The 21788-nt window shown below is 59.2% G+C and carries 25 protein-coding genes and 1 pseudogene; 12 read left to right on the top strand and 14 right to left on the bottom strand.

All coding sequences use genetic code 11. The features are described from left to right. From ACTG4B_RS03820 to ACTG4B_RS03810, 3 genes and pseudogenes are all read right to left on the bottom strand, one after another. A pseudogene (locus ACTG4B_RS03820) lies at positions 1 to 265 on the bottom strand (C4-dicarboxylate ABC transporter); the annotation flags it as partial. An 87-nt stretch (positions 266 to 352) separates the two neighbouring features. After that, positions 353 to 928, bottom strand: a complete 576-nt coding sequence (gene rsmD / locus ACTG4B_RS03815) for a 16S rRNA (guanine(966)-N(2))-methyltransferase RsmD (protein ID WP_439154362.1) — start codon at positions 926 to 928, stop codon at positions 353 to 355. Next, a complete protein-coding gene (locus ACTG4B_RS03810; protein WP_439154361.1) occupies positions 925 to 2139 on the bottom strand; it encodes an NAD(P)/FAD-dependent oxidoreductase in 1215 nt (404 codons plus the stop codon). The genes rsmD and ACTG4B_RS03810 overlap by 4 nt, the downstream gene beginning before the upstream one ends. 90 nt (positions 2140 to 2229) lie before the next feature. Between ACTG4B_RS03810 and ACTG4B_RS03805 the strand changes: the two genes are divergently transcribed. Beyond that, complete coding sequence (locus ACTG4B_RS03805) at positions 2230 to 2721, top strand: peroxiredoxin (RefSeq protein ID WP_439154360.1); 492 nt, start codon at positions 2230 to 2232, stop codon at positions 2719 to 2721. Between the two features lie 36 nt (positions 2722 to 2757). On the opposite strand, the gene ACTG4B_RS03800 is transcribed toward ACTG4B_RS03805, so the two are convergent. The 7 genes from ACTG4B_RS03800 to ACTG4B_RS03770 are packed head-to-tail and all read right to left on the bottom strand — an operon-like array spanning position 2758 to position 9412. Next, positions 2758 to 3591, bottom strand: a complete 834-nt coding sequence (locus ACTG4B_RS03800; RefSeq protein ID WP_439154359.1) for a mechanosensitive ion channel family protein — start codon at positions 3589 to 3591, stop codon at positions 2758 to 2760. Between the two features lie 13 nt (positions 3592 to 3604). Next, on the bottom strand, positions 3605 to 3904 hold the full coding sequence (locus tag ACTG4B_RS03795) for a 4a-hydroxytetrahydrobiopterin dehydratase (protein WP_439154358.1): 300 nt from the start codon (positions 3902 to 3904) through the stop codon (positions 3605 to 3607). Beyond that, positions 3901 to 5085: a GNAT family N-acetyltransferase gene (locus ACTG4B_RS03790; protein WP_439154357.1), complete on the bottom strand. Its 1185-nt coding sequence runs from the start codon at positions 5083 to 5085 to the stop codon at positions 3901 to 3903. The genes ACTG4B_RS03795 and ACTG4B_RS03790 overlap by 4 nt, the downstream gene beginning before the upstream one ends. A gap of 31 nt (positions 5086 to 5116) precedes the next feature. After that, complete coding sequence (locus ACTG4B_RS03785) at positions 5117 to 5869, bottom strand: glycerophosphodiester phosphodiesterase family protein (protein ID WP_439154356.1); 753 nt, start codon at positions 5867 to 5869, stop codon at positions 5117 to 5119. Further along, a complete protein-coding gene (locus ACTG4B_RS03780) occupies positions 5866 to 6327 on the bottom strand; it encodes a RidA family protein (protein ID WP_439154355.1) in 462 nt (153 codons plus the stop codon). Before ACTG4B_RS03780 ends, ACTG4B_RS03785 begins: the two co-directional genes overlap by 4 nt. Positions 6328 to 6380: 53 nt before the next feature. After that, positions 6381 to 7676: an HlyD family type I secretion periplasmic adaptor subunit gene (locus tag ACTG4B_RS03775; protein ID WP_439154354.1), complete on the bottom strand. Its 1296-nt coding sequence runs from the start codon at positions 7674 to 7676 to the stop codon at positions 6381 to 6383. Continuing rightward, positions 7673 to 9412, bottom strand: a complete 1740-nt coding sequence (locus ACTG4B_RS03770; protein WP_439154353.1) for a type I secretion system permease/ATPase — start codon at positions 9410 to 9412, stop codon at positions 7673 to 7675. Before ACTG4B_RS03770 ends, ACTG4B_RS03775 begins: the two co-directional genes overlap by 4 nt. A 138-nt stretch (positions 9413 to 9550) precedes the next feature. Here ACTG4B_RS03770 and ACTG4B_RS03765 point away from each other — a divergent pair, with 138 nt between their 5' ends. Next, a complete protein-coding gene (locus tag ACTG4B_RS03765) occupies positions 9551 to 9919 on the top strand; it encodes a hypothetical protein (RefSeq protein ID WP_439154352.1) in 369 nt (122 codons plus the stop codon). On the opposite strand, the gene ACTG4B_RS03760 is transcribed toward ACTG4B_RS03765, so the two are convergent. Beyond that, complete coding sequence (locus ACTG4B_RS03760) at positions 9916 to 12072, bottom strand: transglycosylase domain-containing protein (protein ID WP_439154351.1); 2157 nt, start codon at positions 12070 to 12072, stop codon at positions 9916 to 9918. The two genes, ACTG4B_RS03765 and ACTG4B_RS03760, sit on opposite strands and share 4 nt — an antisense overlap. Before the next feature lie 318 nt (positions 12073 to 12390). Between ACTG4B_RS03760 and ACTG4B_RS03755 the strand changes: the two genes are divergently transcribed. From ACTG4B_RS03755 to ACTG4B_RS03735, 5 genes are all read left to right on the top strand, one after another. Beyond that, a complete protein-coding gene (locus ACTG4B_RS03755) occupies positions 12391 to 12729 on the top strand; it encodes a P-II family nitrogen regulator (protein WP_306165334.1) in 339 nt (112 codons plus the stop codon). 25 nt (positions 12730 to 12754) lie between these two features. Continuing rightward, complete coding sequence (locus ACTG4B_RS03750; protein WP_439154350.1) at positions 12755 to 14071, top strand: ammonium transporter; 1317 nt, start codon at positions 12755 to 12757, stop codon at positions 14069 to 14071. Positions 14072 to 14337: 266 nt separating this feature from the next. Continuing rightward, a complete protein-coding gene (dgcA, locus tag ACTG4B_RS03745) occupies positions 14338 to 15306 on the top strand; it encodes an N-acetyl-D-Glu racemase DgcA (RefSeq protein WP_439154349.1) in 969 nt (322 codons plus the stop codon). Continuing rightward, positions 15303 to 16169 carry a D-amino-acid transaminase gene (locus tag ACTG4B_RS03740; protein WP_439154348.1) on the top strand — a complete coding sequence of 289 codons (867 nt, stop codon included), beginning with the start codon at positions 15303 to 15305 and terminating at the stop codon, positions 16167 to 16169. The genes dgcA and ACTG4B_RS03740 overlap by 4 nt, the downstream gene beginning before the upstream one ends. A gap of 203 nt (positions 16170 to 16372) precedes the next feature. Further along, on the top strand, positions 16373 to 17002 hold the full coding sequence (locus tag ACTG4B_RS03735; RefSeq protein ID WP_439154347.1) for a LysE family translocator: 630 nt from the start codon (positions 16373 to 16375) through the stop codon (positions 17000 to 17002). 57 nt (positions 17003 to 17059) lie between these two features. Here the strand turns inward: ACTG4B_RS03735 and ACTG4B_RS03730 are convergent, their stop codons facing one another. From ACTG4B_RS03730 to ACTG4B_RS03720, 3 genes are all read right to left on the bottom strand, one after another. Further along, positions 17060 to 17503, bottom strand: a complete 444-nt coding sequence (locus ACTG4B_RS03730; RefSeq protein ID WP_439154346.1) for a GNAT family N-acetyltransferase — start codon at positions 17501 to 17503, stop codon at positions 17060 to 17062. Positions 17504 to 17682: 179 nt separating this feature from the next. Further along, positions 17683 to 17976: a DUF1244 domain-containing protein gene (locus ACTG4B_RS03725; RefSeq protein ID WP_439154345.1), complete on the bottom strand. Its 294-nt coding sequence runs from the start codon at positions 17974 to 17976 to the stop codon at positions 17683 to 17685. Between the two features lie 13 nt (positions 17977 to 17989). Continuing rightward, positions 17990 to 18727, bottom strand: coding sequence for an N-formylglutamate amidohydrolase (locus ACTG4B_RS03720; protein ID WP_439154344.1), 738 nt, complete (start codon positions 18725 to 18727; stop codon positions 17990 to 17992). 124 nt (positions 18728 to 18851) lie between these two features. Between ACTG4B_RS03720 and pyk the strand changes: the two genes are divergently transcribed. The 5 genes from pyk to ACTG4B_RS03695 all read left to right on the top strand — a co-directional run. Continuing rightward, complete coding sequence (pyk, locus tag ACTG4B_RS03715; RefSeq protein ID WP_439154343.1) at positions 18852 to 20297, top strand: pyruvate kinase; 1446 nt, start codon at positions 18852 to 18854, stop codon at positions 20295 to 20297. A 30-nt stretch (positions 20298 to 20327) separates the two neighbouring features. Continuing rightward, positions 20328 to 20552 (top strand): hypothetical protein, encoded by a 225-nt coding sequence (locus tag ACTG4B_RS03710; protein WP_439154342.1) that lies wholly within the window; start codon positions 20328 to 20330, stop codon positions 20550 to 20552. A 111-nt stretch (positions 20553 to 20663) separates the two neighbouring features. Beyond that, a complete protein-coding gene (gene rpmI / locus ACTG4B_RS03705; protein ID WP_439154341.1) occupies positions 20664 to 20864 on the top strand; it encodes a 50S ribosomal protein L35 in 201 nt (66 codons plus the stop codon). Positions 20865 to 20879: 15 nt separating this feature from the next. Beyond that, positions 20880 to 21239 (top strand): 50S ribosomal protein L20, encoded by a 360-nt coding sequence (gene rplT, locus ACTG4B_RS03700; RefSeq protein ID WP_439154340.1) that lies wholly within the window; start codon positions 20880 to 20882, stop codon positions 21237 to 21239. Between the two features lie 127 nt (positions 21240 to 21366). Then, on the top strand, positions 21367 to 21788 hold a 422-nt coding region (locus tag ACTG4B_RS03695; RefSeq protein WP_439154339.1), incomplete at its 3' end, for a tRNA ligase subunit PheS family protein.

The following is a 21788-nucleotide window of genomic DNA, read 5'->3' as shown; positions in this document are numbered from 1 at the left end:
AGCCGCCATCAATTGCGCCATCGCGGATCAGGTCATACTGATCCGACGCTGACCCGCCCAGCTGCATGAAGGGATAAAGCTCGACCTTGATCCTGCCGTCTGACTGTTCCTCGATTGCATCGGCCCAGGGCTGCATGAAATAGGTCGGGTTCGCGCTGGCGGGCGAGACGAAGTGCTGAAACCGCAAGGTAACCTCTTGTGCCATGGCCGAGGTCGCGGAAAATGTGACAGCGGCAGCAAGCGCCGCATTCTTGAAGAGGTGCATGTCATGCATCCTTTGCGTAAGTCATGAGAGGGGGGCGCCACCGCTAGCGACGCCGGGTATATGATCGTTTTGTGTCCATGTTGCAAGTCATTCGCAAAAAGAATCCGCGTTTTCGCGGCGGATGAACGTGACCCAGGTGTCACCATAGCGCCGCTGATCAAGCGCGGTGAAACCGGCCGGCGCGATCTGGGGGGCGTTTTCTTCCCAGACGATCAGCGCGCCTGGCGCGACCCAGCTGCCCCGCGTTGCCGCCTGGAGCGCCATTGCGCCCAACCCTTGCCCATATGGCGGATCAAGAAAAATTAGGTCGCACGGCGTGCCGGCGGGCAGTCTGGCGATATCGGTACTGATCAGCGTGGTGTCGACCTGCCTGCGCAATTTGGCGATATTGTCACGGATCAGCTTGCAAGCCACACGCCCGTTATCGACAAAAGTCACATGCGCGGCCCCGCGCGACAGCGCCTCTAGCCCCAGCGCGCCGGTGCCAGCAAAAAGATCAAGCACCCGTGCGCCGGTAATGGGATCACCGAAGCGCCCGCCTTGCAGCACGTTGAACAGGCTTTCGCGCACCCGGTCGGTCGTCGGCCGCAGATGCGCGCCCGTATCGCCCTGACCAACAGCGGCCAGCGCCGTGCCGCGATGGGTGCCGCCGATGATCCTCATGGTTTCAGCAAGGCCTTCATGTCGGTGGCGGGGTCAGTGATCCGGGCCGGTGTCGGGCTGCGCCCTGCCTCGATCAGTCGTTTGCCGATCATATAATTGCGCGGGTCGTTCATGGCGTCCACGGCGATCAGCGTATCCCCCTTGTAATACCAGTTGGATTGCACGCCGGGTGCATCGCCCTTGCGGACATACACAGCTGTGTAGCCCAGATTCAGCCCCGCGATTTGCAGCTTGCAATCGTATTGGTCCGACCAGAACCATGGTTTGGGGTCATAGGGCGCGCCCTTGCCCAGCATGTTACAGGCCACGGCCTCGGCCTGATCAATGGCGTTGCCGACGCTTTCCAGCCGGATGCGCTGTCCGTGAAACAGGCAAGACGCGCAATCACCAGCGGCCCAGATATGCGGATCGGATGTGCGGCCGAGTGTGTCGGTCGTGATACCGTTATCAACATCCAGCCCCGCGCTTTCGGCAAGGATGGTTGCTGGCGTGATCCCGATGCCGACAACGGCAAGATCCAGTTGCAAGGTATCGCCATGGGTCAACCGTGCGCCTGTCACCTGATCCTCGCCCAACAGCATCTCCAATCCGACACCTTCGCGGATGTCGACGCCGTGGCTACGGTGTAGATCGCGGAAATAATCCGATGTCTCAGGGGCCGCGACACGCTGCAAGATCCGGTCTGCCATTTCGATCAGCGTGACCTTCAGCCCCCGCTTCGATGCAACTGCCGCGGCCTCCAGCCCGATATAGCCGCCGCCGATGATCAGCACCCGTTTGCCCGCCACAAAGGCGGGGGCCATCGCATCGGCATCGGCAAGATCGCGCACGCAGAACACGTTGTTCAACATGCCGCCCACCGCACGCGGCAGGGTACGTGGATGCGCACCAGTCGTCAGGGCCAGTTCGTCGTAGCCGATGACATCTTCCCCGGTCAGGGTCACAGTTTTCGCTGCCGGATCAATCGCAACAACACGGGTGTCCAGCCGCAGCGTGATATTGTTGGCAGCATAGAAATCAGCCGGGCGCAGATAGAGCCGTTCCTGCGCCATTTCCCCCAGCAGATAGGCTTTGGACAGGGGCGGGCGCTGGTAAGGAGGGACTTTTTCGGCGCCGATCAGGGTGATGTCGCCATCGAATCCTTCGCTGCGCAGTTTGGCCACCAAGGATGCACCGGCCTGTCCGGCGCCGATCACGACGATATGTGTCATAAGATTTTACCTTTGGTTGGTGGTCCATTGCTGAACCCAATTCTATATGTCACGTGACGAGAGATACAATTCAGTTCAGAGGCGATACTTATGACAATCAAGATCGGTGAAACACTTCCTGACACAAATCTGCTTCAGGCGGGCGATGAAGGGCCGCAAAGTGTGGCGCTGGGTGACAAGTTGAAGGACCGTAAGGTCGTGATTTTCGGCTTGCCCGGCGCATTTACGAATACCTGCACTTCGGCGCATTTGCCCAGTTTCATGATCACCTATGATGATTTCAAGGCCAAGGGCGTGGATGAGATCATCTGCGTTTCGGTGAACGACCCCTTCGTGATGAAGGCGTGGGGCGCATCCACCGGGGCTGCCGATGTGGGTATTACGCTGCTGGCAGATGCCGAAAGCACATTTACCGCTGCAATCGGGATGCAGTTCAGCGCACCTGCTGCCGGTTTCGTGAACCGGTCCAAGCGGTATTCAATGCTGGTTGAAAATGGTGTCGTCACCATTCTGAACGAAGAATTGGAACGCGGTGCCTGCGAAATCTCTGCCGGTGAAACCCTGTTGGAAGCACTGGGTTAAGCAGAAAAAAGGGGCGGCAGGTGCTGCCCGTTTTGTTCAGGCGTCGACGTGCACGATCGTGCGGGTGGGGAACGGGATATCGACCCCGGCCTCATCCAGCGCCTCTTTGACGCGGCGTTTCATATCGGCCTGGTATTGGAAATAAACCGCACTGTCGCACCAGACGCGCACCAGAAAATCGACAGAACTGGCGTTCAGGTTGTTGACCTGGATGAACGGTTCCGGATCGGTCTTGGACCGGGGGTCGGCCATGATGGTATCACGGATGACCTGTTCGGCTTTTTGCAAATTCGCGCCATAGCCCACGCCGAATGTCCATTCCGCGCGGCGGGTGTCATAGACCGAATAGTTGACGATCGTATTCCCCCAGACTTGCGCATTGGGAATGATGATCTGCACGTTCGCAATCGACGCCAACTCGATGAAATTCAGCGTGATTTCCTTGACCGTGCCCATCTGTCCGTTGACCTCGACGAAATCGCCCAGCTTGATGGGGCGAAAGAACACGATCATCACACCGGCGGCGACGTTCGACAGCGTGCCTTGCAGCGCCAGACCGATGGCCAGACCGGCGGCACCGATAACGGCGACAAAGCTGGTCGTCTGCACGCCGAACGTGTTCAGCACGAACAGGAACGCAAAGGCGATGACGACATAGCGCGCCACATTGCCAAGGAAGTTGAACAGCGTCACATCCAGATGTTTGTTCTTGCCGCCCAGCTGCACCAGCCTGCGCTTGACCCAGCCACCGACGACAAAGCCAGAAAGCAGGATCAGGATGGCTGCAAGGATATTCCCGAACACCGAGGCCAGAAATTCAATCGTCAGCAGGTCCGCAACGGTTTGTCCGTTCCAGATCACGGTGTTCATTATCTCTTCCACGTCAACCTCCGGCCAGTTTATCCATTTTCGCGCCAAGTTTGGCGTCAAGGGCGCTTAGGCCATCTACGTCATGCGTGGTCAAGGTCACCTCCACGGTTTTATAGACATTGGACCATTCGGGGTGATGGTTCAGTTTTTCTGCCCAGATTGCCGCACGGGTCATGAAGCCAAAGGCCTCTACGAAGTTCTTGAAGGTGTATGTCTTGTGGATCGCCTCGCGCCCGTCGGCCATTTTCCAGCCGCTGCGCAAAAGCGGCCCGATCTGTTCGTTGCGTTCGGTGTCTGTCAATCGGTCGGTCATTGCTGTTCCTCCTGATGGATTTTGCGAAAGGGGCCATAGCTGGTCAGCACCTCAATCTCGTGGTCGATGGCCTCGCGCTCGGCCCGCAGATAGTGGGCAACGGCATCACGAAACCCCGGATCGCCGAACCAGTGCAGCGAATGGGTGGCGACGGGCAGATAGCCACGTGCCAGTTTGTGTTCACCCTGCGCGCCGGCCTCGACCCGTTTCATGCCGTGGGCGATGGCATAGTCGATAGCCTGATAATAGCAGAGTTCGAAATGCAGGCAGGCGTGATGTTCCGTACACCCCCAGTAACGCCCGTAAAGCGTGTCGCGCCCGATGAAATTCAGCGCCCCTGCCACCGCGCGACCGTCGCGCATGGCCAGCACCAGAAGCATGTCGTCGCGCAAAGTTTCCTGCGCGCAGTCAAAGAATTGCCGCGTCAGATAGGGTGTGCCCCATTTGCGGTTGCCGGTGTCCTGGTAAAAACGCCAGAACGCGTCCCAGTGTTCGGGCTGGATCTGACTACCTGTCAAGCTGATGATATCGCCGCCGAACCCCTGCGCAGTGGTGCGCTCCTTGCGGATATTTTTGCGCTTGCGGCTGGAAAGCGACGCAAGGAAGCCGTCAAAATCAGCGTAGCCGTCGTTGACCCAGTGAAATTGCTGGCCGACCCGGTGTAACAGGCCCATTTCCTTGCCTGCCAGGGCTTCGGCTTCGGTGCAGAATGTGGCGTGGAGCGATGATATTTCATTGTCGGCGGCGATCTGGACGGCACCCTGCACAAGTGCTGACATGCCCGTTGCCTCATACCCTGGACGTGTCAGGAAACGCCGGCCCGTTGCGGGTGTGAACGGCACGGCGATCTGTAGTTTGGGGTAATATCGCCCGCCCGCATTTTCATAGGCGTGCGCCCAGTTGTGATCGAAGATGTATTCGCCCTGGCTGTGCCCCTTGGCGTAAAGCGGGGCTGCGGCGATCATCTGCCCATCGACTGTCGCGGTCACATAACGCGGCTGCCATCCGGTGCCCGTGCCGACCGATCCGCTGTCTTCCAGCGCCTTCAGGAACCGATATGTCGTAAAGGGATCAACGGGCCGCCCATCCGCCGCCTCGGGACAGGCGCAGGCATCCCAACCTGCGGGGTCGATCCCGGAAAGGCCGGGATGGGCGGTTATTTCGATGGGCGTGTCATCCATAGGGATCAACTTGGGGGGCGGGTGGCAACCGTCAAGCCGGATAGCCTTCGAATGTCACATTATCCACGATTCGGCGGGCGTCCGCCTCGGCCTTGGCCGACCGGATCGTCCAGCACAGGATGGACGCACCCTGACGTTTCAGTTCTGCCACGCGGGGGCGGTCCAGATCGGTCGCTTCGTGGCTGATGAAGCTGGCACTAACACGATCATAGTCGGGAATATCGCGCAGCCTGTCGCGGACCTGATCCGAAAGCTCTGGCCAGAACGGGGCCTCATAACTTGACGTGGTCAGCCCGCGCGGGATGTCGGGTGTCAGTTCGGCCATGACTGCGACGGAATGTGGATTGAAGGACATGACAGCAACGTCGCCTTTGTATCTTTGCAGTGCGGTGGCGGTCGCCCGTTCCAGTGGGCCGACGTCCGGCCCCATCGCGCCGTCCTGATCCTTGACCTCGATCAGCAGCGGCACACGCCCCGCGACAAGCGCCAGCACCGTATCCAGTGCCGGGATTGTGCCGGGATCATCATTTAGCGCGATCTGTTCCAGTTCCGCACGGGTCCGCGCGCGCACGGGTCCGGTTTCGCCGGTCAGCCGATCCAGCAGCTCGTCGTGAAACACCATCGCATGGCCATCGGCGGTCAGTTGCACGTCCATCTCGATCGCGTAACCTGCATCGATCGCGGCCTTGATCGACGCAGCGCTGTTTTCCACACGCCCCGCCCTGCGGTCATGCAGGGCGCGGTGGGTGATGGGTCGTGCGAAAAAGGACGCGGGCAGGGTCATGCGATCTGGAAAATCGCTTCGATTTCAACGGCGACACCAAACGGCAGGCTTGCTGCGCTGACGGCGGAACGGGCATGGCGGCCCTTGTCGCCAAGTGCTGCGACCATGAAGTCGGATGCGCCGTTGATGACCTTGGGCTGGTCCGTGAAATCAGGGGTCGAATTGACGAAACCCACCAGTTTCACAACCCGCACCAGCCGGTCGATGTCACCGCCGCAAGCCGCTTTCAATTGTGCCAAAAGGCTGATGGCACAGGCCTTTGCCGCCTCTGCACCGGCTTCGGCATCCATGTCAGCACCCAGTTTGCCCTTGATCATGCCATCGGCATTCGCTGCGATCTGACCCGACACATGGACCAGATCGCCGACCACGACATAAGGCACATAGTTGGCGGCAGGGGCCGGCGCATCGGGCAGGGTTACACCGAGTTCGGCAAGGTTGGTTTCAATCGTGCTCATCGCGTTCTCCTTTGATTTTCGCGGACGCTAGCGCCCCCGAACGCAAGGTGCAATCAGCCTTCGCGGAATGCCCGCGTGAAATAATCGGCCAGCGGCTTGATCAGATAATCCAGCGGGCTGCGGTCGGCGGTGCGCACGAAAGCCTCGACAGGCATGCCGGGGATAAGGGTCATGTCAGGGGGGAGTTTTTCGATCTCGCCCTCGTTCAGCTCCACCTCGGCGCGATAATAGGACAGCCGCGAGGATTCATCGCGGAACGCATCCGCCGAGACAAGCGTGACGTGCCCTTTCAGTTCCGGCGTGCGCCGCTGGTCGAATGCGGAAAACCGCAAGATGACTTCCTGACCGACAAAAATCTGGTCGATATCGGTAATTTGAACCTGCGTGGCAATGACCAGCGGCCGGTCCTGCGGGATTACGAACAGCACCGGGTCGGCCGGCCGGATCACCGATTGCGGCGCAAACACCTGTAGCCCGTAAACGATGCCCGAAACGGGTGCGCGGATGTCCAGCCGATCCAGTTGGCGGGTCAGCACCCGACGACGTTCGGCCAGTTCTAGTTCATTGTATTGCAGATCGCGCAGGCGGGTGATCGCCTCTTCGCGGCGGGTTGATGACAGGCCAAGGATCTGGATCTCGATTTCGGTCATGCGCTCGGCGGCCTGGGCGGATTGGGCCGTCAGTTCGCCGACGCGGCCCAGCAGGTTCGCCTCTTCGCGTTGCAGAGCCAGCACGCGGCTGGCCTGTGCCAGACCGCGGTCCAGCAGGCTTTGCTGATCGGCCAGTTCCCGCGCGATCAGCGCGCGTTGCGTCGTGAGCGCCTGTTGCTGGGCCGTGATCCCGTCCAGCTGGCTGGCGATCTGGGCACGCTGCTGGGTCAGTTGCTCCACCGCGCGGCTACTTGATTCGCGGCGCGCGTCGAACAGGCGGGTCTGGCCTGCGATCAGGTCGCGGCTTTCGTCGGTATCGGCGGTGATCAGCACGGGGTCAAAGACAGGGGCGTCAAGATCGTCGCGTTCCGCCTCCAGCCGTCCACGCCGGGCAAGGATTTCAAACAACTGCCCTTCGACGATAGCCAGTTCCGATGCAAGGTCACTGGGGTCGAGACGGATCAGCATATCGCCGACCGCGACTGCATCGCCTTCATCTACCAGAATTTCCGCGACGACACCGCCATCTGGGTGTTGGACGACCTGCCGGTTGCGTTCCACCTCGATCTGGCCGGTCGCGATCACGGCACCGGTGATCTGGGCCATCACGGCCCAGGTGCCAAACCCGCCCACCAGCACCAGCAGGGTCAACAGGCCGATCATGTTGTGACGGCGGGTGGACCAGCGCGCGTTGTTCATGACACACCCCCGCCCTTGCCGCTGCTGCGGGTAATTTCGTCATGGTTCTTGATCATGTCGCGCAAGACGTCGTCCTTGGGGCCAAAGGCCCGGCGGGCGCCGTTGTCGAGGACCAGCAACAGGTCACATTCCTGAATGGCGGCGGGCCGGTGGGCCATGATCAAAACAATCTTGCCATCGGCCTTGAACGTCTTGATCGCGTTGTTCAGCGCGATGGACCCGTCATTATCCAGGTTCGAATTCGGTTCATCCAGCACCAGCACAACCGGGTCGCCATACATCGCGCGGGCCAGCCCGATGCGCTGAATCTGCCCGCCTGACAGCCGCCCGCCATGGGCGCTGACGCGGGTGTCATAGCCATCGGGCAGTTTAAGGATCATGTCATGTGCTGCGGCCTTTTGCGCGGCCTGCACGACCAGCGCGTCGTCCGGCTGCATCGCCATGCGGGCGATGTTTTCCTTGATGGTGCCGTCAAACAACTGCACCCGCTGCGGCAGATAGCCGATATGCTGGCCCAGCACATCTGGATCATATTGGTCAAGTGCGGCCCCATCCAGCCGGATTTTGCCGCCCGCCGGCTGCCAGACGCCGGTCAACACCCGCGCCAGTGTGGATTTACCTGCGCCCGAGGTGCCAATGACACCGACCGCCTGCCCCGGCTTGACGTCAAAGCTGATCATGCGCAACGCCGCTTGCTTTTCGCCGGGGGGGACAACCGTCACCTGATCGGCGACAAGGCGCGCGTGTGGTTTGGGAAGCTGCGTGCGTGCGACGTCTTCGGGGATGGTGCCCAACAGGACAGCCAACCGCCGCCAGCCTTCGCGCCCCTTTTGGAAAACAGCCCATTGGCCGACGATCATTTCGATCGGCGCCAATGCGCGCCCCAGCAGGATGGACCCTGCAATCATCGCGCCGGGCGACAATTCCCCGATCAGCACCAGATACGCCCCAAGGCCCAGCATGGCGGATTGCAGAAATAGCCGGAACGCACGCGTGACCGCGGTATAACCGCCGGCAACGTCCGCCGCCCCGATCGTGGCATCCAGCGACTGCCCCCGTGCGACCTGCCATCGATCAAACGCTGCGCTGCGCATCCCCAGCGAATGAACCATCTCGCTTTCGCCACGGATTTGCGCCCCCATTTGCTCTGACGCAAAGCTGGCCGCATTGGCTGTCTCTAACGGTTTGCGGCTGGTGAACTGGTTCAGGATTGCGACCCCGATCAGGATCGCGCCACCAACAACGGCAAGAAGCCCCATCAAGGGGTGAAAGATGAATATGCCGAAAAAGAACAAAGGCGCCCATGGCAGATCAAATAGCGCCATCAGGGCAGGCGAGGTAATCAGCCGTTGCACGGCTTCCAGATCGCGCAGCCCTGTCGCGGCTTCGCGCGGGGCGCGGTTCAGCGTGGTTGCATGCAACACCGCAGCGAACACCCGCCGGTCAAGCCGTGCCTGAAACCGAGCGCCGACCCGGGCCATGACGCGTCCCCGGACGAAATCAAGGATACCCATCATGCCATAAAGGAAGGCCACCAACACCGACAGGGCAATCAGCGTTTCGAACGACCGCGAGCTTAGCACGCGGTCATAGATGTTGAGCATATAAAGAGGACCGGTCAACATCAGAAGGTTGACGAAAAAGCTGAAAAGGCCAACCAGCCAGTAAAGCGCGCGACTCTCGCGGCGTGCTGCTGTGAGTTCGGCCAGACCGGCCCTTGTTGTTGGATCCGCCATTGGTGTTGACTGCCCTGAACTTCTGCGCCGATTTCTATAGAAAACTACATGACCGCGAATGTCTATTGCTCATCCGCGCCAAGGCGGGTGGTGCAGGCCATTGATTTGCGAAGAATTCTGGCCCAAACAGGTCAGGCAATGAATCCACTTCGCGCAAATATTGCAGCCTGTGTCGCTGCGGCTTTTCCGGCTCTGGTCTTTGCCGGCCCGTATGACGGGGTCTACAAGCAAACAGCGAATGCCGAATGTGCCTTGGTCGGTGTGGATGGCGGATCGCTTCGGATTGCCGACAACACCTTTTTCGGGGTTGCGGTGCAGTGCCAGATGACCAGTCCTGTCGATATCAACGACATGGATGCTACAATATATACGATGCAGTGTTCAGGCGACGATGAGACGTGGACCGAACGTGCCGTTCTGATGAACGACGCCGCCAAGACCGGGATCTACATGATCTGGGATGGCTACGCCTTTCGGTATGACCGCTGCAAGGAAGGCGAATATTAATTCAGTTGGTCGCGCAGGATAATATCCAGCACATCCAGAATTTCCCGATCAATAAGCTGTCCGCCCGTGCCCGCTAGCACCCCGTTGCCGGTGGATTGGCCCGGTGCGCGCATGGGCAGGGGTGTTGGTTCCCGTTTGGCAAGAATCGGTTCCATTGTCGCGCGCCAGATGTCTGCGGGCAGGCTGCCGCCCGTGACACCGGTCAGCGGCGTGTTGTCGTCATAGCCCATCCATACACCGGTGACGTAATCCCCGGTGAAGGCGATAAACCACGCATCGCGTGATGCTTGCGTCGTGCCGGATTTACCCGCGATCTCCCACCCGTCGATCTGCGCGCGCCGTCCGGTGCCTTCGGCAACCACACGCGACATCATCCATGTCAGTTGCCGCGCGGCGTCCTGCCGTATCACGCGTTCGCCGATCCCGGCACCTGACGCATCCATCAGCGGCCGATCGTCGCCCTGAATGCGCAGTTCGATCAATCCGTAGGGCGTCACGGATGACCCGCCGTTCAGGATGCCGGCATAGGCCCCTGTCATTTCCAGCAGCGTGCTTTCCGAAACGCCAAGCGCCAGCGCCGGGCCAGCAGCCAGATCGCTTTCTATCCCGAACTGGGTGGCCACGGTGCGCACCGCCTCGCGGCCCACTTCCTCGGACAGGACCACGGCAGGAACGTTGCGGCTTTCGGCGAGGGCCTGTTTCAGGGTGATGACGCCCTTGAATTCCCGGTCATAGTTTTTTGGACACCAGTCGGCCGCACCCCTGACTTGCCAGCAGACAGGGCTGTCATCGACAAGATCATTGGGGCCGAACCCTGATTCGAGAGCGGCGGCATAGATAAAGGGTTTGAATGATGATCCAGTCTGCCGCAGCGCCTGTGTGGCCCGGTTGAACGCGCCCGTGGCGCGGATGTTGCGCCCGCCCACCATGGCACGCACGGCCCCATCGGCAGACATCACCACGATAGCGGCCTGCGCCTCTGATCCTTCGCGAACATCGTTTTCAAACACGGAAATCAGCGCGTTTTCAGCCGCTTTCTGAATGTCCTGATCCAGTGTCGTGCGGATGATGACGTCTTCGGTGGTGTCCTTGGTAAAGAATTCCGGCCCGCTTTCCATCACCCAATCGGCAAAGAACCCGCCCGCGCGTGCGGCCGCGGCCTGTGACAGTGTGGCAGGGTTTTCACGGGCGTCGCGGGCCTGTGCAGCGGTAATATAGTCTTGATCCTCCATCAATCCGATCACGACTGATGCCCGATCGCGGGCGCGTTCGATGTTTGCCGTGGGTGCATAGGTTGACGGGGCTTTCAGCAAGCCGGCCAGCATGGCGGCCTGCGCGGGGTTCACCTGTGCGGCGGAAATCCCGAAATAGCGCTGCGCGGCTGCCTCGAACCCGCGGCTGCCGGCCCCCAGATAGGCACGGTTCAGGTAGATCGTGAGGATCTCTTTCTTGGTATATTTGGCCTCCATCGCGAGTGCAAAGATGGCCTCTTTGGCCTTGCGCCACAGCGATGAACGGCGGCAGTCGGCCTCGTAGTCGGCTTCGCTGTCCCATGTGGCAGGGTCATAGGGCACGCCAAGGCACAGCAGTTTCGCTGTCTGTTGCGTGATCGTTGACCCGCCGTTGCCCGACAGCGGGCCGCGCCCTGCTTGCAGGTTGATCCGCACCGCGGACGCAATGCCGCGCGGTGACAGGCCCAGATGGCGATAGAACCGTCTGTCTTCGGTTGCGATAACGGCGTTATGCAGGTGCGGTGACACGGTGTCTGCTTTGACCATCCCGCCAAACTGGTCCCCGCGCCACGCAAACACGTCACCGCGATAATCAAGCAGCGTGACAGACCCGCGCGTGCGGGCATCGACCAGCGTCGTCACGGGGGGCATTTGTGCCGCAAAATAATAGACAGCGATGGCGACAATGATTGATGTCACCGCACCTATGCGCCAGCCAATGGACCAGACCAGTCGCAACGCCCAGACAAACGGCGCCAGTAGCCAGCCTATCAGCCCACGTTTCTTTTTCTGCGCGTGGGTGCGGCGGCTGGCCCGCGGTTTGGCGGGCGCCTTTTTCTTGGCGGGCGTCTTTCCGCCGGGTTTGGCCTGATAGCGCCGCTCGGCGACCAAGGGGGGGCGCCTTTTGCCATTTCCACTCATGTTCCGCTCGACTGCTTGTTCTTGTCAGTTTGGCCGCAGCATAGCGGGCAATGCAATCTGCTGCCAGCAGGATCGGCCAGACTCAGCAAGTACCGCCCAAGGCCAAATACCATTGCGATCTGGGCGGCCAACTCTTCTAATTCAGCACAAAAAATGTGCATTTAATATTATTTGTGCAAAAATTGTGCAATCAGCCGTGTTTTGAGGGGGCAGGGCAGGCTTCGTAACCTTGCTGCATATGGCTGCACGCGCTTTGTGTCTGCTTGCAAGCACCGCCGACCGATTTGGCGATGCGGGATCATCTGCAAGGGGAAGACCGTGAAACTCATCATTGCAACAATCAAACCGTTCAAGCTCGAGGAGGTCCGCGAGGCGCTGACCACCGTCGGCGTGCGCGGCATGATGGTGTCAGAAATCAAAGGCTTCGGATCGCAGTCCGGCCATACCGAAATCTACCGTGGGGCGGAATACGCCGTGAACTTCGTGCCCAAAGTGAAACTTGAGATCGTCGTGCAGGACAGCATGGCCGACCAGGTTGTCTCTACAATCGCGACAACGGCCAAGACAGAGAAAATCGGCGACGGCAAGATTTTCGTGCTGGACGTGGAAAGCGCGCTGCGGGTGCGCACAGGCGAAACCAATGATGACGCGCTTTGATCGCGGCGGAACGAGGATGAAATCCATGAAATACTCTAAGCTACTTACCGTTGGTGCAGGCCTTGCCCTGCTGCCGACATTCGCGTTGGCGCAGGATGCGCCCGCTCCGACGTTTGACGAAATCGGTCCCTATATCATGACCACACTGCTGTTTCTTGTTGGCGGTTTTCTGGTGTTCTGGATGGCGGCAGGTTTCGCCATGCTGGAGGCCGGCCTTGTCCGCTCCAAGAATGTGGCGATGCAGTTGACCAAGAACATCGCGCTGTTTTCCATTGCAGGCATCATGTATTGGCTGGTCGGGTTCAACCTGATGTATCCGGGGGATTTCAACGGCTATATCGGGGGCTTCTTCAACGTCACCGTGCTGGAGCCTGTCGGCCTGACCGCGTCCGATGCGGCGCTTGATTATGCCTCTGTGGCATCTGACTTTTTCTTCCAGTTGATGTTCGTTGCCGCGACCGCCTCTATCGTGTCCGGCGCGTTGGCCGAACGGATCAAGCTGTGGCCGTTCCTGGCCTTTGTGGTTGTTCTGACCGGCTTCATGTATCCGATTTCCGGGTCTTGGCAGTGGGGTGGCGGTTGGCTGTCCGAAATGGGCTTTTCCGACTTCGCCGGTTCCACGATCGTGCACTCTGTAGGTGGCTGGGCCGCTTTGGCCGGTGCGATCGTGCTGGGCCCGCGTTTGGGAAAATACAAAGATGGTCGCGTCAACCCGATGCCCGGTTCCAACTTGGCACTTGCCACGCTGGGAACGTTTATTCTGTGGCTGGGCTGGTTTGGCTTCAACGGTGGTTCGCAGCTTGCCGCTGGCACAGTGGGTGATATCACCGACGTCGGCCGGATTTTCGCCAACACGAACATGGCAGCCTCTGCCGGTGCTGTTGCAGCCCTGATCCTGACCCAGATCATGTATAAGAAGGTTGATCTGACGATGGTTCTGAACGGCGCGTTGGCCGGTCTGGTATCTATCACGGCCGAGCCTCTGGCCCCTTCGCTGTTCGGCGCGCTGTGGATCGGTGCCGTTGGCGGTGTGATCGTGGTGTTCGCTGTGCCGATGCTTGACAAGCTCAAAATCGACGATGTGGTCGGCGCTATCCCCGTCCACTTGCTGGCCGGTATCTGGGGCACACTTGCAGTTGTGTTCTACAACAGCGAGACAAGCCTTGTGACACAGGTAACGGGGATCGTGGCCTACGGTGTCTTTACCTTCGTGGTATCACTTGTCGTGTGGTTCATCCTGAAGGCAACGCTGGGTATCCGCGTCACTGAAGAGGCTGAAATCAACGGTCTGGACATGGCCGAGCTGGGGATGGAAGCCTATCCCGATTTCGTAAAAGGCTGACACCTTTCTGTCAGACTTTTCAAACTGCCCGGGCGTTCGCGCCCGGGTTTTTTGTGTGTAAACGAGGACAATTTCCACGTGGCATTTGCCAGAGGCTGACACGCTGGCGTATATGGCCGGGGTCAGGAAGCGGGCAAGCCTGCCTGCGGCTGATCGGTGCCGTCGGGGGGCGGGTCGGTTGGTGGATGCGGTTGACGCGCTTTCGGGGCCGGAGTGCCAGAGATTTCGTGCCTCCGGCGGGGATATTTATGCTCGGAAGAAGCGATATGATAAAGATTGAGGTGGCGCATGATGTATTCACGCTGGCCGAAGTGTTCACCATCAGCCGTGGATCGCGGAGCCGGGCGGATGTGCTGACCGTAACCCTGCGCGATGGCGATGTTACAGGGCGCGGGGAATGCGTGCCGTATGCCCGCTATGGTGAAACGCTGGACAGCGTGATGCGACAGATCAAGGGACTGCCAGCTGATCTGACGCGCGAAGGTCTACAGGGGCTACTGCCTGCGGGCGCTGCGCGCAATGCCGTGGACTGCGCATTCTGGGATATGGCAGCCAAATGCGCAGGTGTGCGGGTCTGGGACCTGCTGGGCCTGCCTGTGCCGGGGCCACAGGCGACGGCCTATACCCTGTCGCTGGACACTGCCGCTGCGATGCAGGCACAGGCGGCAAGGCATGCCCACCGTCCCTTGTTGAAAATCAAACTGGGCACGCCCGACGATATGGCCCGTCTTGAGGCCGTCCGCCGTGGTGCACCCGACGCACCCATCATCGTGGACGCGAACGAGGGCTGGACTGCAGAAGTCTATGCGGAGCTGGCCCCCCATCTTGTTCGGCTTGGCGTGCGGATGGTCGAGCAACCTTTGCCCGCGGGTGCAGACGACATGCTGGCCGAAATCGCCCGCCCACTGCCTGTTTGCGCTGATGAAAGCTGTCATGATCGCACGAGCCTGCCAGAGTTGGCGGGCAAGTATGACATGGTGAATATCAAGCTGGACAAGGCAGGCGGCCTGACCGAGGCACTGGCGTTAAAGGCGGACGCCATTTCTGCGGGCTTTGGCGTAATGGTCGGCTGCATGTTGGGGTCATCGCTGGCCATGGCACCTGCAACCTTGCTTGCTCAGGGCGTGGCATTTACGGACCTTGACGGGCCGCTGTTATTGGCCGAAGACCGGGATACACCACTACACTTTGACGAGCGTGGCGTGCACCCGCCCGCCGCCGATCTATGGGGATGACCATGCGCACTGTTTATGTCAACGGCGATTACCTGCCGGAAAACGAAGCCCGTATTTCGATCTTTGACCGGGGGTTCCTGATGGCCGACGGGGTCTATGAGGTGACGTCAGTTCTGGATGGCAAGCTGATCGATTTTGACGGTCATGCAAAGCGCCTGGAGCGGTCGTTGAACGAATTGGACATGCCGCACCCCGTGGAACTGCCCGACCTGTTGGATATTCACCGCGAACTGGTCCGCCTGAACGGGATAGACCAGGGGATGATTTATCTGCAAATCACCCGTGGCGCGCCGGGCGACCGTGATTTTGCGTTTCCTGATCCAGAGACAACCGCGCCGACTGTCGTCTTGTTTACCCAGGACAAGCCGGGTCTGGCTGACAGCCCTGCCGCCAAGACAGGCATCAAGGTGATTTCCATCGCCGATCAACGCTGGGGGCGGCGCGATATCAAGACGGTGCAGCTGTTGTATCCGTCGATGGGCAAGATGATGGCCAAGGCTGCCGGTGTCGATGATGCCTGGATGGTCGAGGATGGCCATGTCACCGAAGGCACATCGAACAATGCCTATATCGTCAAGGGCGACACGATCATCACCCGCCATCTGGGCAATGAGATCCTGCATGGGATCACCCGCGCTGCCGTGCTGCGGTTCGCCCGCGAGGCGCAGATGAAGGTCGAGGAACGCAGCTTTACCATCTCCGAGGCCCAGGACGCTGACGAAGCCTTTATAACCTCTGCCAGCACATTCGTGATGCCGGTGGTCGAGGTTGACGGTCAGGCGGTTGGCACCGGCGCACCGGGGCCTGTCGCGGCGCGGTTGCGCGAAATCTATCTGGAGGAAAGCCGCAAGGCGGCGATTTGAACTCTGGTATTCGGCCGACTGAAAAAGATTCCTGTGCTCCAGACGCCATTCGTGGCGAAGGTCAGCTAAGCGAGACGAAGCGTGCATTATTGCGGCTTCACAAGAGTCCGCTTTGCCAAGCGTTAGGGTTCGAAATTATCCTACTCGCAACACTCACTTCATTGGACTAGTATCCGCGCTGGATCAGCATGATAGGTACGGAAATGGACGCACTGCTTTTTTTTAGCTTTCTGACAGCAGCCTTACTGATTGTCGTCACTCCCGGTCCTTCAGTCGCGCTTGCATCGTCACAAGCAGTTAGGTTTGGCCCTCGTGCTGCAGTAGTGACCGTCGCGGGCGATGCTCTTGGATCGGTCGTCCACATCCTGGTCGCTGTTGCAAGCCTTCAGACACTTATCGCAATGTCTGAAGTCATCTTACCGTTTCTGCAAATTGCAGGCGGCATGTTTATTTTATTTCTTGCGTGGCATTCGCTTCGCAGCACATCGCCAGTAAAATCGAACCTGTCGCAAAGCGTCTCAATGCCACGAGTAACCTTTTTTGCAGGATTTTTTGCTTGTGTAACAAATCCCAAGGCCATCGTATTCTTCGTGGCACTTTTCCCCGGCTTTATCTCGCCTAGCCACAGTGTCGCCATGCAGTCCTTGATCTACGGAGTGGTATTCGTGGCCTTAGATGCGGCGTTTATCTTCGGCTATTCGATGCTAGCAATGTATACCTATAAAAAAACGATGTCTGATGGATTCAGCATCGAAAAGATCAGCGGCTTTGGCCTGTTAGGGGTTGGCATTCTGCTTATATTTAAGGGGTATAGAGAACTACCGTCGAACTAATTCCCTAAGCCTTTAGCGAGTTGAATTTCGACCAGCTATATAGCCTTTCCATTTAAATTAGATTTTTTTCTCAAAACTGAACGCCGTGACAGCGTAGCCCGTCCGAAAGTAAAAACGGTGCGCGTCGGCACGTTGTACACCGGACTCTAGCGTTGCCATCTTGCAGCCTTCGGACCGCGCTTCGTCTTCGATCCAATTGAGCAAACACTCACCATATGACTGACCACGCTGCCTTTCGTCGGTTACGAGATCATCGATATAAAGCCTCGTGCCACCGAGTGTTGTCTTGAATACACGGTATAGGGCAAGGCAACAAATCCCATGCGGGTTCGCTCCAATTGCAAACCGTGCACCCTCGTTTAAAATTCCTTTGATATGTTGGACGTAAGGCAATTCAATTTCAGGCCGCAACTGAAGATGCAATTGTTCGCAGTCAGCAAGCTTTTGCTCCAGCTTTGTAGAACCCGTCGAAACGGTTTCGATTGTAAACTTATTTTGCATAGATCGCTCTGCTTGATTGGTTCAGCCTACGTTGCGTGCGTCAGTAGCTTGAAACCCACAAATACAAAGAACTATCCGAAGGTCCCCTTTTTCAACTTAGCTGACTTTGGCCGCTTTGCAGAAAATCTGCAAGAAGGGCTCGAACCCTTCTTTGGGTGTTTTATGTCAGGTGGCAAATCCTAACCGTGTGATTTCTTGAACGCGTCCTGCGCCTGCGGGCTGGCCTCTGTCTGGTATGTGTCGCGCCATTCGGCATAGGGCATTCCGTAAAACGCCTCGCGGCCTTCGTCCTTGGTCATGGCGATGCCGCGTTCGTTCGCGGCCTCTTGATACCAGCGCGACAGGCAGTTGCGGCAGAACCCGGTCAGGTTCATCATGTCGATGTTCTGCACATCGGTCCGGTCCTCTTGCAGGTGCTGGCGCAAGCGGCGAAAGGCAGCAGCTTCAAGCTCGATACGGGTCTGGTCGTCCATGGCGTGTTTCCTTTTACAGGCCCGACTGGGCTAATACATCTGTTAATATAGGGGCAAGGCGCGCCGCCCAAAGGGTCTGGCCCGCATGATCGGCGATCAGATCTTGCCGGAGTTCAAGCAGCACGTTGGGCCGCCCGTGTTGCAACGCGTGCCGGTCAACCGCATCGCCGGGCAGATGCCCTGCATAGGGTTCGTTGTCGCCGACGCACCAGCCGTGCGCCCGTAGCGCCGCCATCAGCGGCTTTGCCAGCCGGTCGTCATGAGCATAAAGAACGCCGACCTCCCATGGGCGCGGATGCCGCCCGCGCAGGCGTGGGGTAAAGCTGTGGACAGCGCAGATCACCGGGTTGGTGCGCTGTCGCGCCAGATCGGCATAGGCCGCATGATAAGGCCGGTAGAGCCGTTGCAGCCGCTCTTCCTTTTCGGCGGCATTGGCGTGGCGGTTGCCGGGGATGATTGTGCCGTCATATAGCCGCATCAGCAGCGTCGGGTCGTCCTCGCCGCGGTTGGGGTCGACCACCATCCGCGAAAATCGCGACAGGATGGCAGGACTGTCGAGTGCGCGCGCAAGTGCACGGGTCACACCAGCGGCCCCGATATCATAGGCGATGTGGCGTTCCATATCGGCCGGCGGCAGGCCCAGATCGCCCCCCTGCACCCAATGTGGCACGTGGTTTGATGCGTGATCGCAACCGATCAGCCATCGGCCTGCACGATCCGCGCCTTCAATTTCGAACGGTGTGTCTGTCATGTCTTGGTGTCATTCCTTTGTCACTGCGTTTAGGCTAGTTGTGGCGGGAATGGAATTGCGCAATAAGGGCGCAACGCAGCCTGTTAACGCTAACAGAACGCCTGACGCACGAAGGACGAAAGATATGAGACGCCATCGCAATGTGAAAATTGTCGCCACCCTTGGCCCTGCCTCCAATGATTATGAAATGATCCGCGCCTTGCATGAGGCAGGCGCCGATGTGTTCCGCCTGAACATGTCCCATGGTGATCATGCCGAGATCAAGGCGCGGCACGACATTATCCGGCAGTTGGAAAAGGATCTGGACAGTCCAATCGCAATTCTGGCCGACCTTCAGGGGCCAAAGCTGCGTGTCGGCGTTTTCGCCAATGGCGAAGAAGAACTGGTCGAAGGGGCTGCGTTCCGGCTGGATCTGGATGACGCAGAAGGCGATGTGACGCGGGTAAGGCTGCCGCACAAGGAAATTTTCGATGCGCTGGAACCCGGTGCGCATCTGCTGGTCAACGACGGCAAGATCAAGCTGCGGGTCAAGGATTGCGGCGCCAGTTTTGCCAATTGCGAGGTCATCGTGGGTGGCACGATTTCCAACCGCAAGGGCGTGAACGTGCCTGATGTCGTACTGCCGCTGGCCGCACTGTCGGACAAGGACCGCAAGGATCTCGAATTTGTCTGCGAATTGGGCGTTGACTGGCTGGCGCTGTCATTTGTCCAGCGTCCCGCCGATGTGGAAGAGGCGCGCGTGCTGGCCAAGGGGCGTGCTGCGATCCTTTCCAAGATCGAAAAGCCCGCAGCGGTCAAGAATTTCGATGCGATTCTGGAAGCCAGCGACGGCATCATGGTGGCCCGTGGTGATCTGGGGGTCGAACTTCCGGTGCAGAACGTGCCGCCGATCCAGAAACAGCTGATCCGCAAATCGCGCGCGGCGGCCAAGCCGGTCATCGTGGCGACGCAGATGCTTGAATCGATGATCGACAGCCCGATGCCGACCCGCGCCGAAGTTTCTGACGTGGCGACCGCGATCTACGAGGGGGCCGATGCGATCATGCTGTCGGCGGAATCGGCCGCGGGTTCCTATCCGATCGAGGCTGTGACCACGATGAACAATGTCGCAGGCGAGGTCGAGGCCGACCCGACCTATCTGGATATCATCGCCGCATCGCGCAAATCCGAGGGCAAGACTGTTGCGGATGGCATCGTGTCTGCCGCACGCGAAATCGCTGAGACGACGGACGTCAAGGCGATCTGCTGCTTCTCGCAGTCAGGAACGACCGCTCTTTTGGTGGCGCGTGAACGGCCGCATGTGCCGATTATCGCGCTGACAAATTCCATGGGGACGGCCCGGCGGCTGTGCTTGTCATGGGGGACGAATTGCGTGGTTACCGGGCATGTGGACCGCTTTAAGGATGCGGTGATCGCGGCGGTGCGTGCGGCCCTTGCGCAAGAACTGGCAACGGAAAACGACATGATCGTCGTCACCGCTGGCGTGCCTTTCAATACACCGGGGTCAACGAATATCCTGCGTGTCGCCCCTTGCGCGGAACGTTTGATCTTTAACGCTGATCCAGAGTAACCTGTCATTGGGTTACAAACGGATCGGCAGATGGATATTGACCTGATTTTTGTGGTAGGCGCCGTGATCGGTGCCTTTTCCATACCCGCGCTGGTCAGTGCCTTTGCCGACCGGCGGGTGCCGCGCATGGCTGCGGTTTTCATCCTGATCAGCGGTGTGATGATCACATATGCCGCACAGATGCGTCCGGAGCCTTATGTGCTGGAACAGCTGGACGAGGTTTTCGTCAGCGTCGTGGCCCGGTATATAAATTAAGCGTCTTGCAACAGTCCGTGATGCGGCCTATACGGCACGCCTTAGCCCGCGCGTCCGGCCAATATGGCATGCCGAGTCGCGCGATACGACCGAACCCAAGAGGAGACGGAAATGCCGAAGATGAAAACGAAATCGAGCTGCAAAAAGCGGTTCAAGGTGACGGCCACGGGCCGCATTCTGGCTGGTCAGGCCGGAAAGCGCCACGGCATGATCAAACGTTCCAACAAATTCCTGCGGAATGCGCGTGGTACGACAACCCTGTCGAAGGCTGATGAACAGATCATCAAGCCGATGATGCCCTACGCACGCTGATAAGGAGAATTTGATATGCGCGTTAAAGGTGGAACCGTCACGCACCGTCGTCACAAGAAAGTTCTCGACGCTGCCAAAGGTTATTATGATCGCCGCTCCAAGACCTTCAAGGTCGCGGCGCAGGCTGTCGACAAGGCCAACCAATATGCAACCCGCGACCGTCACAACCGCAAGCGCAATTTCCGCGCGCTGTGGATTCAGCGGATCAACGCAGGTGTGCGCTCGATTGATGAAACACTGAACTATTCCAAGTTCATCAACGGTCTGACGCTGGCTGGCATCGAAGTGGACCGCAAGGTTCTGGCCGATCTGGCCGTGAACGAACCCGAGGCATTCGCGACAATCGTCGGCAAGGCGAAGGCTGCAATGGCGTAAGCCAAGGCAACTGTAATTCAGCAAAGGCCGCTCGTTTCGGGGCGGCCTTTTGCCTTGGTGTTGCGTGAACCTTGCAACCGCACGCCGCTTTCGCTAGCACCGCCGGGATAGTTGCAAGAGGCACCCCATGGACGATCTCAAAGCCAAATACCTTGATCTGATCGGCAAGGCCGCTGATGAAGCCGCGATCGAAGACCTGCGCGTGCAGGCCGTCGGCAAGAAAGGCGAGATCAGCCTGCAAATGCGCGAACTCGGCAAGATGTCGCCCGAAGAGCGGCAGGTGGCCGGCCCCGCGCTGAATGCGCTCAAGGATGAGATCAACAGCGCCCTTTCCGCGAAAAAGGCAGCCCTTGCCGATGTCGCACTTGATGCCCGCCTGCGCACCGAATGGCTGGACGTGACATTGCCTGCACGCGCGCGCCGTCGGGGCACGATCCACCCGATTTCCCAGGTGACCGAGGAAGTGACCGCGATTTTCGCCGACATGGGTTTTGCCGTCGCCGAAGGCCCGCAGATCGAATCCGACTGGTATAATTTCGATGCGCTGAA

The organism is Yoonia sp. (assembly GCF_965660735.1).
Taxonomy (GTDB): domain Bacteria; phylum Pseudomonadota; class Alphaproteobacteria; order Rhodobacterales; family Rhodobacteraceae; genus Yoonia.
The sequence above is the reverse complement of the archived record's forward strand: the minus strand, read 5'-3'. Positions and strand labels throughout refer to the sequence as shown.